The 13,396-nt window shown below is 54.5% G+C and carries 13 protein-coding genes and 1 riboswitch; of the genes, 10 read left to right on the top strand and 3 right to left on the bottom strand.

Features of this window, described 5'->3' with window-relative positions; genetic code table 11:
• Positions 1-101 precede the first annotated feature (101 nt).
• A complete protein-coding gene (locus LQK91_RS13375; RefSeq protein WP_105099790.1) occupies positions 102-788 on the top strand; it encodes a hypothetical protein in 687 nt (228 codons plus the stop codon).
• A gap of 225 nt (positions 789-1,013) precedes the next feature.
• Here the strand turns inward: LQK91_RS13375 and LQK91_RS13370 are convergent, their stop codons facing one another.
• Positions 1,014-2,063: an NAD(P)-dependent alcohol dehydrogenase gene (locus LQK91_RS13370; RefSeq protein ID WP_105099791.1), complete on the bottom strand. Its 1,050-nt coding sequence runs from the start codon at positions 2,061-2,063 to the stop codon at positions 1,014-1,016.
• A 110-nt stretch (positions 2,064-2,173) separates the two neighbouring features.
• Between LQK91_RS13370 and LQK91_RS13365 the strand changes: the two genes are divergently transcribed.
• On the top strand, positions 2,174-2,578 hold the full coding sequence (locus LQK91_RS13365) for a winged helix-turn-helix transcriptional regulator (RefSeq protein ID WP_003854965.1): 405 nt from the start codon (positions 2,174-2,176) through the stop codon (positions 2,576-2,578).
• Positions 2,579-2,591: 13 nt separating this feature from the next.
• Here the strand turns inward: LQK91_RS13365 and LQK91_RS13360 are convergent, their stop codons facing one another.
• Positions 2,592-3,413 carry a Cof-type HAD-IIB family hydrolase gene (locus LQK91_RS13360; protein ID WP_140034045.1) on the bottom strand — a complete coding sequence of 274 codons (822 nt, stop codon included), beginning with the start codon at positions 3,411-3,413 and terminating at the stop codon, positions 2,592-2,594.
• 254 nt (positions 3,414-3,667) lie between these two features.
• Between LQK91_RS13360 and LQK91_RS13355 the strand changes: the two genes are divergently transcribed.
• Positions 3,668-4,933 (top strand): DUF1479 domain-containing protein, encoded by a 1,266-nt coding sequence (locus LQK91_RS13355; RefSeq protein ID WP_039661478.1) that lies wholly within the window; start codon positions 3,668-3,670, stop codon positions 4,931-4,933.
• A 76-nt stretch (positions 4,934-5,009) separates the two neighbouring features.
• Positions 5,010-5,759, top strand: a complete 750-nt coding sequence (locus LQK91_RS13350; RefSeq protein WP_105099792.1) for a DNA-binding transcriptional regulator YciT — start codon at positions 5,010-5,012, stop codon at positions 5,757-5,759.
• Here the strand turns inward: LQK91_RS13350 and LQK91_RS13345 are convergent.
• The gene (locus LQK91_RS13345; RefSeq protein WP_003854958.1) at positions 5,756-6,772 is read right to left on the bottom strand and encodes a LacI family DNA-binding transcriptional regulator; all 1,017 of its coding nucleotides are present in this window, start codon (positions 6,770-6,772) and stop codon (positions 5,756-5,758) included. The two genes, LQK91_RS13350 and LQK91_RS13345, sit on opposite strands and share 4 nt — an antisense overlap.
• A gap of 257 nt (positions 6,773-7,029) precedes the next feature.
• On the opposite strand from LQK91_RS13345, the gene ascF reads away from it, so the two are divergent.
• From ascF to LQK91_RS13315, 6 genes are all read left to right on the top strand, one after another.
• Positions 7,030-8,478, top strand: a complete 1,449-nt coding sequence (gene ascF / locus LQK91_RS13340) for a PTS cellobiose/arbutin/salicin transporter subunit IIBC (protein ID WP_105099793.1) — start codon at positions 7,030-7,032, stop codon at positions 8,476-8,478.
• A 35-nt stretch (positions 8,479-8,513) separates the two neighbouring features.
• Positions 8,514-9,944 (top strand): 6-phospho-beta-glucosidase, encoded by a 1,431-nt coding sequence (locus LQK91_RS13335; protein ID WP_105099794.1) that lies wholly within the window; start codon positions 8,514-8,516, stop codon positions 9,942-9,944.
• Between the two features lie 105 nt (positions 9,945-10,049).
• A riboswitch (TPP riboswitch) is annotated at positions 10,050-10,152 on the top strand.
• Between the two features lie 68 nt (positions 10,153-10,220).
• Positions 10,221-10,922: a thiaminase II gene (gene tenA / locus LQK91_RS13330; RefSeq protein ID WP_003854952.1), complete on the top strand. Its 702-nt coding sequence runs from the start codon at positions 10,221-10,223 to the stop codon at positions 10,920-10,922.
• Complete coding sequence (locus tag LQK91_RS13325; RefSeq protein ID WP_008924590.1) at positions 10,919-11,659, top strand: ABC transporter ATP-binding protein; 741 nt, start codon at positions 10,919-10,921, stop codon at positions 11,657-11,659. Before tenA ends, LQK91_RS13325 begins: the two co-directional genes overlap by 4 nt.
• Positions 11,656-12,411, top strand: a complete 756-nt coding sequence (locus tag LQK91_RS13320) for an ABC transporter permease (protein ID WP_003854948.1) — start codon at positions 11,656-11,658, stop codon at positions 12,409-12,411. Before LQK91_RS13325 ends, LQK91_RS13320 begins: the two co-directional genes overlap by 4 nt.
• Positions 12,412-12,434: 23 nt before the next feature.
• Positions 12,435-13,370, top strand: coding sequence for an ABC transporter substrate-binding protein (locus LQK91_RS13315; protein WP_003854946.1), 936 nt, complete (start codon positions 12,435-12,437; stop codon positions 13,368-13,370).
• The last annotated feature ends 26 nt before the right edge of the window (positions 13,371-13,396 follow it).

Below are 13,396 nucleotides of genomic sequence, written 5' to 3'. Positions count from 1 at the left end.
CTGGTAAGCCGGAGAGTGTTCATCCGGTTCAACGCCAAATTTAGTGTTAATTAAACCGGTGCTGATTAGAATAAAGCAAACTCCCCGAATACAGGTTTCTGATGAAAATCACCATTCACAAAGAAGATGAGCTGTTTATGCAAAACTTCTTTGATGCACCCTGCCACACTCTCGAAACAGAATCGCCGCAGGCTCAAAAAATTCAGCAATCTCTTCAGCTGGCCATTCAGCAAAAAGGTGCAGAGGCCGATGGCGACTTGAAGCGTAGCCTGACGTTTCTGCTGCTGTTTCTCTTTCTGTATGCTGCGCTGGGTGCTTCACTGACGCTTGATCTCAGCGCCCCGGGCACGGGCCATAAAAGTATTGCCTATGCGCTGGAAGCGATTCCGGTACTCATCGCCTTCTCCGGTTTCTTCATCTCTATTCTCTATCTTTTCCTGACTCGCGCCAGTGCGCGTAAACAGCGTAATTGGGAAAAAACGATTCTGGTGCTGGAGAAATACGCCATCGGAAACCTGTTCAAGGTGACACACACCCAGGGTGGCGGCACCAGCAATTACTCCGTGCCTAACCTCTCCATTTCGCTGGCGATGTTTATCTGTGTAACCTGGCTGGTGATTTATAACTATCTTACATTCACCACCAGCGGTGTATTCGGTAGTGTGATTTCGCTGTTCATCAGCACCATGGTGTATGTGATTCTGGATATTCAGTTGCTTAAGCCTTTCATCCATGTGATGGATAAAGATGAATCAGAAAAGCGTGACGCGGATAAAGAACAGGATTAACCAGGATCTTCTGCGGTGTCAGAATACCCGGCCACTGTGAGCCGGGTATTTTTTTTCCACAAACAGACCATTGTTACTGGCAGGCCTGTTTTTGCAGTGAATTCAATGAAACGCGAAACGAACACAACCTTTGTATGTTGTAACTATATGACAGCCTTATTATACCCCACTTAGCGCTGAAGAATCTCCGCCAGAAAGCCCGCTTTGATAGCGGGCCTGCCGTCATTACCAGTGAGTTTTCTGCATATCGATAACGAAACGGTATTTCACGTCACCAATCAGCATACGTTCAAAGGCTTTTTCAACGTCGTCACCGGTGATCATCTCAACGTCAGCCGTGATGTTGTGCTGACCGCAGAAGTCGAGCATCTGCTGCGTCTCCTTAATGCTGCCAATTGAGGTGCCGCTAATACTCAGGCGGCGAAACACCATTGGGGTGACATTCGGTGACTTATGCGGTTGATCGGGGATGCCGACCAGCACCAGCTGGCCATTGGTTTTCAGCGCATTGAGGTAAGGATCGAGATCATGAGCCGCAGCCACACAGTCCAGAATGATATCCAGGGAGGCCTGACACGCTGCCATTTGTGCCGCGTCTCGCGAGATGACCACGTTTTTAGCACCCAGACGGCGCGCATCCGCCCCTTTTGCAGGAGAAGTGGTAAACAGAGTGACTTCTGCACCCAATGCGCTGGCGAGCTTAACCGCCATGTGTCCCAGTCCGCCAAGGCCGATAACACCTACGCGGTCGCCTGCTTTAACATTAAAATGCTGCAACGGTGACCAGACAGTCACACCTGCACACAACAGCGGTGCCACAGCACTCAGCGCCAGATTGTTGGGTACCGTCACCACAAAATGCTGGTCGGCAATGACATGCTGCGCATACCCGCCAAAGGTGGTATTGCCAGTGTATTTGTCGGTGCCGTTATAGGTTGGCGTGAAGCCCGCTTCACAATATTGCTCTTCCTGCTGCTGGCAAAAATGGCATTCACGGCATGAATCGACCATAACACCCACGCCTACGGTATCTCCGACAGAAAAGCGTGTGACATTGTCACCTTTATCCACCACGCGTCCTACAATCTCATGACCGGGAACCAGTGGATAGCGGCTCACGCCCCATTCATTCCGTGCCATATGAAGGTCAGAATGACAGACGCCACAATAAAGGATTTCGATTTTGACATCGTCAGCCTGCACGTCACGTAACTCAATCTGACCCGCCTTTAACGGTTGATCTGACTGGGTGGCTACCAGCGCGTTAATTTTCATCTGTTGCCTCTTCTCATCTGATGGTCGTAAAGAAAGCGGCCCACTATAGACATGCAGGAACCTGTTTGGTAGTAGTTACCTTTTGGTTACCATGAATGTGAGGAGAGACTGTGCCGGTCTGGGTTGAAGGAAAACTTTATTTTTATGCGGACTCACCACCACGTCGCCTGCTTGAGCTCTTTTCCGTGAAATGGAGCACGATGGTGCTGCATGCGCTTTATCACTGGCCGGAAAATCGGGCGCGCACAGGGGAACTGGAGCGCAGCCTGCAGGGAATTTCAAAGAAGATGCTGATTCAGACGCTGCGCGAGCTTGAGCAGCGCGGGCTGGTGTCGCGTCATGTCTGGCAGGTTGTCCCGCCGAAAGTGGAGTACAGCCTTACACCACTCGGCCATACCTTTGCAGAACCGATTGAGCAGATGTATGAATGGGGTCTGGAGAATCAGGCTGCGCTGGATGAAATGGAAAATCATGCGCGCAGCCATCAGGAGAGTGGCGGAGATGACCGCCAGTGATGCACGTTACGGATTAATCGAACGGGAATTCGCGCGCCAGCACGCGCGCAATCACATTTAGCGCGCCTTCGTCGTTGTTGCTCTGTGTCTGATAGTGCGCCACGGCGGCGACAGCCTCAGCAGCATTTGCCATCGAGAAGCTGTAGCAGGCCTGACGCAGCATCTCAATGTCATTGGCGCTGTCACCAATCGCCAGCACTTCACAGTCACTGATGCCCCACTTTTCCTGTAGTAGCGCAATGCCGTGTGCTTTATGGCAACCGGGAATGATGAGATCGATAAAGCCAAAGCCGCTGGAGACCGGATGCATAATGTTTTCCAGCTCGCCAAGTGTGGCGTGCAGTCTTTGCAGCAGTGCATTAACGCCTTCGTGCTCCAGCTTCAGCGAGAACTTGAAAATGGTGTCGTCGATGGCATAAAGGTCATCACGCTTTTCGAGTCGGTGATAATGGTTTGCCAGTTGCGCCATCATCTCGTCTGAAGCGGATGCGTGCACATACGCACCATTGCGTCCGCAGACCACAACCGCGATGTCGGGTTCATGCGCCAGGATATCGAGGATCTTATGCACTTTCTCCTGCGCTAACTCGCCGCAGAAAATCTCTTCATTGCAGTCCGAAACCCACGCACCATTTTCTGCCACAAACGCGATTTCATCTTTAATGTCGGGAAAATAGCGCTGGAGCTGGTAGTACTGATTCCCGCTCGCCACCACAAAACGAATGCCCTTCTGCTTCAGCAGCGCATACTGACGTGAAAACCGCTGGACGTTGTACTGCTTATTATCGTCCAGAAAGGTGCCATCCATATCCACCGCAATCATCTTAACCGCCATTTCGCCTGCCCCTTTACGTTCGCCGTTCTGTCCTTTCGGCTGATTGATTTGATTCATAAAGCTTACTCGCTGTGTGGATTAATGAGAATGCAAATAGTGACATTGCTAACGGATTTCAGAGCGTTCCGGTTGATCAGTTGTGTTAGCGCGCACGGTTTATGTCGTTAAAAGAATGTTAAGCTCAACGACAAATTACGAATGAAGATTATTTAAATTACATTCGAAACTCAACCATGACGATAAAGGAGCAGAATATGATCCGTGATGAAACCCTGGCTACCCCATTACCTGACGACGTCAAAACCGCTATCCGCAAAATGAAACAGCAGTTACGTCAACAAATCGGCGATGTTGATGCTCTGTTCAAACAGGTCTGCGACAACATCACCACTGCCATTGCGCAGGCAAAAACAGAGGAAGCGCAAACCGGCACGGCCTGGCCGGTCGTGCCAATGCAGGACATTACTGAAGGAAAGGTTTCAGATGAAACCCGGTTGCTGATTAAACGTCGCGGTTGTGTGGTGATTAAGCAGCATTTTGCACGAAATCAGGCTCTGGCCTGGGATAAGTCGATGCTCGACTATCTGGATCACAATCATTTTGATGAACAGTATCGTGGGCCCGGTGATGACTTTTTTGGCACCCTGGCTGCCTCCCGTCCTGAAATCTATCCCATCTACTGGTCGCAGGCGCAAATGCAGGCGCGGCAGAGCCCGGCAATGGCAGAGGCACAATCTTTTCTTAACCGGCTATGGACGTTTAATTCCCAGGGCAAGCAGTGGTTTGATCCGGATGTCAGCGTTATCTATCCCGATCGCATCCGTCGTCGCTTGCCGGGTACAACCTCTAAAGGCCTGGGTGCCCACACCGATTCAGGAGCACTTGAGCGCTGGTTGCTGCCCGCTTATCAGCAGGTTTTCAGTAAGCTGTTCCACGGTGAATTTGCCGCATACGATCCCTGGGACGCGGCTCACCGTACCGACGTAAACGAATATGATCTGCCAGGCACCACCAAATGTTCTGTGTTTCGCACCTTTCAGGGCTGGACCGCGCTCTCCGATATGATCCCCGGCCAGGGCCTGTTGCATGTGGTGCCGGTGCCGCAGGCGATGGCTTACGTTTTGCTGCGTCCGCTGCTTTCGGATGTGCCTGAAGATGAGTTGTGCGGTGTGGCGCCGGGTCGGGTATTGCCCGTGAATGAACAGTGGCATCCGCACCTGATTGCCGGGCTCTGTTCAATACCGGCTCTTGAGGCGGGTGATTCCGTGTGGTGGCACTGTGATGTGATTCACGCTGTTGCACCGGTTGAGAACCAACAAGGCTGGGGCAACGTGATGTATATCCCCGCAGCACCGATGTGTGAGAAAAACCGCGCTTATGCCCGTCGTGTTGCAGAGGCGCTGGAGCAGGGACGTTCACCGGCCGATTTCCCGCCTGAAGACTATGAAGCAGAATGGGAGCAACGTTTCATGCCGGAAGATCTCAACCTCAATGGCCGACGGTCTCTGAATTTAGCCTGACGCAACCCCGCGTCGCGCACCGGCGCGGGATAATCCCTGTTACACTGCCTCTTTTATTTAACGGCGAAGCGCGATTATGAAACCGCGACATCATCAGATCATTCAATTAGTTAATGACAGGGGCAGCGTAACTGTCAGTGAACTGGCGCAGCATACCGGAGTTTCGGAAGTGACGGTGCGCCAGGATCTGACACTGCTGGAACGTGATCGGCTGCTTCGCCGGGTTCATGGCTCTGCGCTGGCACTGGATAGCGATAACGTCGGCACCCGCATGAATACCCGTTATTCTACCAAGCAGGCGCTGGCACGACATGCGGCCAGCCTGGTGCAGGCGGGTGAGTCGGTTTTCATCGAAGGGGGCAGTACCAATGCGCTGCTGGCGCGGGCGCTGGCCGACCGTGCGGACCTTACGCTGATTACCGTCAGCCACTATATTGCCCAGCTTCTGCGTGAGGCTGCCTGTGAAGTGATTGTGCTTGGCGGATTATTGCAGAAAAGCAGTGAATCCGTTGTGGGTCCGCTGACGCGTTATTCCATTCAGCAGGTCCATTTTCACAAAGCGTTTGTTGGCGTGGATGGCTGGCATCCGGAGACGGGTTTCACCGGCCGCAATATGCTGCGCTGTGATGTGGTAGATGCAGTGCTGGCGAAAGGCGCTGAAAGCTATGCGCTGACTGACGCGTCTAAATTTGGTCAGATTCACCCCTATCCGCTCTCATCCGGCTTTCAGGTCGGGCATGTAATTACTGATGAGACACTGGATTCCGCGACGGTCGTGCAACTCAGCAAACAGGGGATCGAGGTGATACAGATCGCGACAGGTTAAGCCGACCAGGGGCCTTTAGTCACGGAGTCCCGCATCATCAGGCTGGCCGTGAAAGGCGCCTGAGTCTGCCAGTCACCCCCGTCCAGCATGGTTACCAGGCGGTTGATCGTCTCGTCGATCATTTCTGTGACCGGTAGCTTCATACTCGATAATGACGGCGTGATATAGGGTGCCAGCGGGATATCATCAAAGCCTATTACCGAGACCTGATCGGGCACTGCAATGTTGCACTCGGTCAGGCGTTTGATTGCACCAATCGCCATCTCATCATTACTCGCCACCAGCGCAGTAAATGACACGTTGCGCTCAAGGAGCGTGTCGACGGCTGCCATACCGCTCTGCGCCGTCCATTTACCCGCCACAATATGGCGGTCGTCAGCGTTAAGGCCCTTTGCCGCCAGCGCAGCACGATAACCGTTAAGGCGCTCAACGCCGGTCGGGGAATCCTGCGAACCGGTAATAAATGCGATATCGCGGTGTCCCTGGTTCAGCAGATAGCCCACGGCCGTGGCACTGCTGGCGTGCTGATCGCTGTAAATGCAGTAGCTGTGGTTGACGCGCAGCCGCCGGTTAATAACCAGAATGGGCTGTTTGTGGCTGGAGATAATCGCATCCAGCGCGTCAATGCTGAGGAAGCGCGGATAGATGATGATGCCGTCACAGCGCAGATCGAGCAGAAACTGAATGGCCGCCTCTTCCTGCCTGGCGGTGTGCTTGCCGTCCGCCAGAATCAGCTGACGGCCCTGCTGCTCCATCATGCGTGCGGAGTGGGCCATTAACTCAGTAAAGTAGCTGCCGCTGTAAAGCGTGTTGGTGATGACCAGTCCGATTGTCTGAGACGTTTTTGTCGCCAGATTGCGGGCCAGCAAATTAGGCCGATACCCGGTTTCTGCAATCGCCTTCAACACCCTTTCACGTTTTTCCTGTCCGACGTAGCCATTACCGGAGAGCACACGTGACACTGTCGCTTTTGAAACGCCCGCCTTAATTGCTACTTCCTGAATCGTTGTCATTGTGATGCTCCTTTGCTACGTCGTCCTGCAGTCTACCTAAGCCTCTCAATATTGGAAATATTTACCCGGTATGTATACGCACATCATCAAATTTAGCAGGTGATGCACTTCACAAAATAGAAATCTGCCCGATTTATACTCTTGTCGCCGAACGTAAAGACCTTCATGATTTTGTGAAACCGGTTTCCTATTTGTCTGCTTGCAGGCATTAAAAACATAAAAATTTTGACCGATTTACCCTACAGAGAAGAGCGATCATGCCCATGAACTATGCCGAGGTGTCACGCGCCATTGTCGATGCGCTTGGCGGCCTCACCAATATCGAAGCCGTCACTCACTGCATGACCCGCCTGCGTTTTGTCCTGAAGGATCAAACACAGGTCGACTATCCACGTCTTAAAGCCATCACAGGTGTCATGGGCGTGGTACACAACGATACCCAGTACCAGGTGATCATCGGGAATAACGTATCGCAGGCTTACCAGGCGGTGCTGGAACTGGGATCGCCCTGCGCAGCTTCGACTGTGCCGGTGAAACGCAAAATTACCCTGAGAAGTATTGGCGCAGGCATTCTGGATGCGCTGGTGGGCACCATGTCGCCATTGATCCCAGCCATTATTGGTGGGTCCATGGTGAAACTGCTGGCGATGATTCTTGATATGGCGGGCGTGTTTGAAAAAGGTTCATCAACGCTGGTGATCCTCAACGTCATTGGCGACGGGGCATTCTTCTTCCTGCCGATCATGGTTGCCGCCTCAGCGGCGCTGAAGTTCAAAACTAATATGTCGCTGGCGATTGCCATTGCCGGCGTTCTGGTCCATCCCAATTTTGTTGAGCTGATGGCAAAAGCGGCGCAGGGCCAGCCGGTCGAGTTCGCTTTCATTCCGGTCACCGCGGTGAAATATACCTATACGGTGATCCCGGCGCTGGTGATGACGTGGATCCTGTCACACATTGAGCGAGGCGTGGATCGCATCACCCCTGCGGTCACTAAAAACTTCCTGAAACCGATGCTGATTGTGCTGATTGCGGCACCCATTGCGATTGTGCTGATTGGCCCGATTGGTATCTGGATCGGCAGCGGCATCTCCGCGCTGGTCTACACCGTGCATGGTTATCTTGGCTGGCTTTCTGTTGCGATTATGGGCGCTCTCTGGCCGCTGCTGGTGATGACCGGTATGCACCGGGTTTTCACACCAACCATTATCCAGACCATTGCCGAAACCGGCAAAGAAGGCATGGTGATGCCGTCAGAGATCGGCGCCAACCTGTCGCTGGGCGGATCGTCGCTGGCGGTGGCGTTCCGCACTAAAAACCGTGAACTGCGCCAGACCGCACTGGCAGCTGCGGCATCAGCCATTATCGCAGGGATTTCAGAACCGGCGCTGTATGGCGTTGCAGTGCGCCTGAAACGCCCACTGATCGCCTGTCTGATCAGTGGTTTTATCTGTGGCGCGGTTGCGGGCATTGGCGGGCTGGCCAGCCACTCGATGGCCTCACCCGGCCTCTTTACCAGCGTACAGTTCTTCGATCCCACCAATCCCATGAGTATTGTCTGGGTCGGTGCGGTCATGGTGCTCTCGGTGGTGTTGTCATTCGTGCTGACGCTACTGTTAGGCTTCGAGGATATTCCTGAGACAGAACCCGAAAGCGCTGCGCAACCTGCGCCTGCTACCGAACGCGCTAACGCGATCAATAGCCATTAGGAAAAGGGTCAGGCTGACCCAAAAAAGAGGATTGCATGTCTGATTCAAGGTTCCCGCAAGGGTTTTTATGGGGCGGCGCGCTGGCCGCTAACCAGAGTGAAGGTGGTTTTCGTGAGGGCGGAAAGGGCTTAACCACCGTCGATATGATCCCCCATGGCCTAAACCGGATGCCGGTTAAACTGGGTCTGGAAAAACGTTTTGCCCTGCGTGACGACGAGTTCTACCCCAGTCATGACGCTATCGATTTCTATCACCGCTATCCGGAAGATATTGCGCTGATGGCCGAAATGGGGTTCAGCGTGTTCCGCACCTCAATTGCCTGGAGCCGGCTCTATCCTAACGGTGACGAACTGACGCCTAATCCGGAAGGCATTGCGTTTTATCGTGCGGTCTTCGAAGAGTGCCGGAAATACAATATCGAACCGCTGGTCACGCTTTGCCATTTTGATGTCCCGATGCATCTGGTCACGGAATATGGCTCATGGCGCAATCGCAAAATGGTCGATTTTTTTGCCCGTTACGCACGAAGCTGTTTCGAGGCGTTTGATGGACTGGTGAAATACTGGCTGACCTTCAACGAGATCAATATCCTGCTGCACAGTCCGTTTTCCGGGGCTGGCCTGGTCTTTGAACCCGGCGAGAATAGAGACCAGGTAAAATATCAGGCGGCACATCATGAACTGGTTGCCAGCGCGCTGGTTACGCGAATCGCGCATGAAGTGAATCCGGTCAATCAGGTCGGCTGCATGCTGGCCGGCGGCAATTTCTATCCCTGGTCGAGCAAACCGGAAGATGTCTGGGCTGCACTGGAGAAAGACCGCGAAAACCTCTTTTTTATAGATGTGCAGGCGCGCGGTGCCTATCCGGCTTACGCTGCCCGCGTGTTCCGTGAAAAAGGGGTGACGCTGGAGATCGCTGACGGTGATGCCGACATTCTGAAAAACAGCGTCGATTTTGTCTCATTCAGTTACTACGCTTCGCGCTGCGCGTCGGCAGAAATGAACGAGCAGAACAGTAGCGCCGCCAACGTGGTGAAATCCCTGACTAATCCCCATGTGCCACGCAGTGACTGGGGCTGGGGCATCGATCCGCTGGGGTTACGTATCACGATGAACATGATGTATGACCGCTATCAGAAGCCTCTCTTCCTGGTGGAGAATGGCCTGGGCGCACGCGATGAAGTCGACGCGAATGGCGAGATTAATGACGATTACCGCATCAGCTATCTGCGTGAACATATCCGCGCGATGGGCGACGCCATTGAAGATGGCGTGCCGGTGATGGGTTATACCAGCTGGGGCTGTATCGATCTGGTTGCCGCCTCGACCGGCGAAATGAGCAAGCGCTACGGTTTCGTCTACGTAGACCGCGACGATCTGGGTAACGGCACGCTGGCGCGTACGCGAAAAAAATCATTCTGGTGGTATAAGAAAGTGATTGCCAGTAATGGCGCAGATCTTGAGTGACACTGTCACTTAAAAAGCACATCTGAATGCACTGTCGCGTAGCAAACGTGCCTGAGCATAACACTGACGCATCCGTTGTGCTCAGGCACTAATTATCGTATAACGAATGTCTCCGAGGGGTGTCCTGTCATGGGCTGAGATGGCGAAAGCCGAACCCTTTGAACCTGATCTGGGTCATGCCAGCGAAGGGACGGGTCGGCAGATTTTCTGTCTCATTTCCTGCACTATCCCCTGTTCCAGACCGTATGCCCGGATCTCCCTTTTAATGGAGATCCCATGTCACATCCGCTTTTCGAGACCGGTTTCTATGGTCGTCTGCGCCAGCAGGCGGGCACGCAATGGCACGCCTATGTAAGGCACGATTTTGTGCAGCAACTCGGTCAGGGTACGCTGCCTCCTGCCGCCTTCCGTCACTATCTCACCCAGGATTATCTGTTCCTGCTCCACTTCGCCCGTGCCTGGGGTCTGCTGATCAGCAAACTCTCTGAGCCTGACGCTCTACGACGCGCTACGGCATCACTTAACGCGATTATCGGTGAACTGCCGCTGCACCTCGCTTACTGCCAGCAATGGGGCATCAGCGAGGCAACAATGGCACGCGAACCCGAAGCAGCGGAAACGCTCAATTACACCCGTTATGTGCTGGATGCCGGTCACACCGGCGATGCACTGGAGCTCATAACGGCGCTGATGCCCTGTGTTGCCGGTTACGCTGAAATCGGCCTGACTTTGCTGGATGATCCTGCGACGCGCATTGAGGGCAACCCTTACGCCGAATGGATTGAAAATTACGGCGATGAAGCCTATCTGGCCGGGGTAGGCTCGTCACTGATACTTTTTGAAACGCTGGCTCAGCAGCGCGCCGGAGAACAACGTTTTGATCGGCTGGCGGAGATTTTCACCACTGCGACCCGGCTGGAAGCGGCATTCTGGCAAATGGGGATAGATCACGCTGCCGATCTTCGGGTCAGACCATGAGCCAGCTGTGCAATGCCACACCGCCAGGTATTTCAGTTCGCCAGCTCAGCCTTACGCTGGGTCAGCAACAACTTTTCAGTCAGCTTGATCTGGAGATCGCCGGGGGTAAATTTACGGCGTTACTGGGTGCCAGCGGTGCAGGCAAAAGCAGCCTGATGCGTGTCATTGCCGGTCTTACGCCACCCAGTTCGGGACAGATTAGCGGCAGCGATGGCCTTCCGCTGACCGGACGCATCGCCTGGATGGGGCAACAGGATTTGCTCTATCCGTGGCTGACGATTGAGCAAAATGTCTGCCTGGCCAGTCGGCTGAAAGGCGAGAAAGCCGATCGCGACTGGGCGCAGTATCTGCTGGCAAGGGTTGGGCTGAGCCAGAGCGCCCGCGCGCGGCCCGCTACACTCTCCGGCGGGATGCGTCAGCGCGCTGCGCTGGCCCGCACTCTCTACACGCGTCAGCCTGTTGTGTTAATGGATGAGCCATTCTCCGCGCTGGATGCATTGACCCGTCATGAGATTCAGATGCTGGCGGCGGAGGTGCTGGTCGGTCACACGGTGCTGCTGATCACCCACGATGCCGCCGAAGCCTGTCGTCTCAGTCATCACCTGCTGGTGATCGGTGCGGCGGGAATCGAAGCCTCTCCACCACTACAGGGCCTGCCGCCAAGGGCAGCCGAGGACGCCGGCTTAATACGAAGTCAGGCCGCACTGTTGAAACAGCTAAGCGGAATAGCCAGATGAGCACACGTTTCGTACGTTTGCGTCGTGGAATTACGCTGTTTGCCGGTCTGATTGCAGCATGGTGGCTGGCCACGCTGACCTGTATTCCCGCCTTTCTGCTGCCCTCGCCCGCTGCAGTCGCTATTGCGCTGTGGCAGAACGCTGACTATCTCAGCTATCACACTCTGATTACCCTGACCGAGATCCTCAGCGGCATGGCGCTCGGCGTGCTGCTGGGTGGTGTGCTGGCGCTGGGCATGACCTATTCACCGTGGTTACAGCGCTGGATGATGCCGCTGGTGATCACCAGCCAGGCGATTCCGGTATTTGCGCTGGCTCCGCTGCTGGTTCTCTGGTTTGGCTTTGGCATGAGCGCCAAAGTCGCGATGGCCGTGCTGGTGATCTTCTTCCCGGTAACCTCCAGCTTTTTTGATGGCCTGCGCCGCGTTACGCCCGGCTACCTTGACCTGGCTCGCACTATGGGCGCTTCCCCTTCAGCACAACTGCGCCATGTCAGGCTGCCAGCGGCGCTGCCTGCGCTGGGTTCAGGGTTACGGATGGCGGCGGCCGTCGCGCCGATAGGGGCAATTATCGGCGAATGGGTCGGCTCAGCGGAAGGGCTGGGTTTCGTGATGCTGAATGCCAATGCCCGGATGCAGAGCGACCTCTGTTTCGCTGCCCTGTTCATTCTGGTGCTGATGACCCTCGCCCTGTGGCTGACTATCGATCGCCTGCTGCGCCGCCTGATTAGCTGGGCTCCTGAGACAATTTGATGACCCTTAAAATGAGAAATCCCATGACTAAACTGCCCCTGTTAACCCTGCTCTTCAGCGCCACCTTAACCACTCAGGTTCAGGCGATGGAAAAACTGACGCTGGTACTCGACTGGTATATCAATCCCGATCACGCGCCCATTATGGTGGCGCAGCAGACCGGCGCGTTTGCCGCTGAAGGACTGGAGGTAAATATCGTGCCGCCTTCCGATCCGGCCCTGCCGCCACGTCTGGTCGCGGCAAAGCAGGCGGACTTAGCCATTACCTATCAGCCTCAGCTGCATTTCTTCGCCGATCAGGGATTGCCACTGATGCGGGTGGGCACGTTGATTGACACGCCACTGAACACACTGATGACGTTAGACAAAACGGTGAAAAAACCGGCGGATTTAAAAGGTAAACGCATCGGCTATTCAGTGAGTGGCATTGAGCAGGCGACGCTGGCGACCATGCTGGCCCATGACGGCGTCAAAGCCGATCAGGTCAAATTGATTAACGTTAATTTTCAGCTCACCAGCGCCCTGATGACCGGCCAGGTAGATGCGGTTATCGGCGGCTATCGCAATATTGAAGCGCTGGAGTTGAAACTTGCCGGCAAAGAACCCGTGGTGCTTAACGTCGAGGATTATGGTGTTCCCGCTTATGACGAGCTGATTATCGTCGCCAACCGTGACGAGGCGCACTCGGAGAAGATTCAGAAGTTTCTGCGGGCATTGAAGAAGGGAAATGCGGAGCTGCAGGCGCATCCTGAGGAGAACTGGCTGATCTTTGCCCGCGAGCATCCTGAGCTGAATACACCGCTAAACCATCAGGCATGGCGTGCCACGCTGCCGCTGTTCGCCGCCGATCCGGCAAAACTGGATCGTGCACGCTATCAGGCTTATGAGCAATTTCTGTTTGATAACAAGCTGATTAAAGGCATCACGCCGGTTCAGCGCTACGCTATCGGCAGTGAGTGATAAGCGCCCGCAGCGAGCGCTGCGGG

It is taken from the genome of Pantoea sp. MHSD4 (assembly GCF_021043305.1).
Classification (GTDB): domain Bacteria; phylum Pseudomonadota; class Gammaproteobacteria; order Enterobacterales; family Enterobacteriaceae; genus Pantoea; species Pantoea eucalypti.
This window is presented reverse-complemented; position numbering and strand designations above follow the sequence as displayed.

What these genes read in the sequence shown, in the direction of transcription:
- LQK91_RS13375 (WP_105099790.1), top strand. Translation starts at nt 102, where the DNA reads ATGAAAATCACCATTCACAAAGAAGATGAGCTGTTTATGCAAAACTTC.
- LQK91_RS13370 (WP_105099791.1), bottom strand. Translation starts at nt 2,063, where the DNA reads ATGAAAATTAACGCGCTGGTAGCCACCCAGTCAGATCAACCGTTAAAG.
- LQK91_RS13360 (WP_140034045.1), bottom strand. Translation starts at nt 3,413, where the DNA reads ATGGCGGTTAAGATGATTGCGGTGGATATGGATGGCACCTTTCTGGAC.
- LQK91_RS13355 (WP_039661478.1), top strand. Translation starts at nt 3,668, where the DNA reads ATGATCCGTGATGAAACCCTGGCTACCCCATTACCTGACGACGTCAAA.
- LQK91_RS13350 (WP_105099792.1), top strand. Translation starts at nt 5,010, where the DNA reads ATGAAACCGCGACATCATCAGATCATTCAATTAGTTAATGACAGGGGC.
- LQK91_RS13345 (WP_003854958.1), bottom strand. Translation starts at nt 6,772, where the DNA reads ATGACAACGATTCAGGAAGTAGCAATTAAGGCGGGCGTTTCAAAAGCG.
- ascF (WP_105099793.1), top strand. Translation starts at nt 7,030, where the DNA reads ATGCCCATGAACTATGCCGAGGTGTCACGCGCCATTGTCGATGCGCTT.
- LQK91_RS13335 (WP_105099794.1), top strand. Translation starts at nt 8,514, where the DNA reads ATGTCTGATTCAAGGTTCCCGCAAGGGTTTTTATGGGGCGGCGCGCTG.
- tenA (WP_003854952.1), top strand. Translation starts at nt 10,221, where the DNA reads ATGTCACATCCGCTTTTCGAGACCGGTTTCTATGGTCGTCTGCGCCAG.
- LQK91_RS13325 (WP_008924590.1), top strand. Translation starts at nt 10,919, where the DNA reads ATGAGCCAGCTGTGCAATGCCACACCGCCAGGTATTTCAGTTCGCCAG.
- LQK91_RS13320 (WP_003854948.1), top strand. Translation starts at nt 11,656, where the DNA reads ATGAGCACACGTTTCGTACGTTTGCGTCGTGGAATTACGCTGTTTGCC.
- LQK91_RS13315 (WP_003854946.1), top strand. Translation starts at nt 12,435, where the DNA reads ATGACTAAACTGCCCCTGTTAACCCTGCTCTTCAGCGCCACCTTAACC.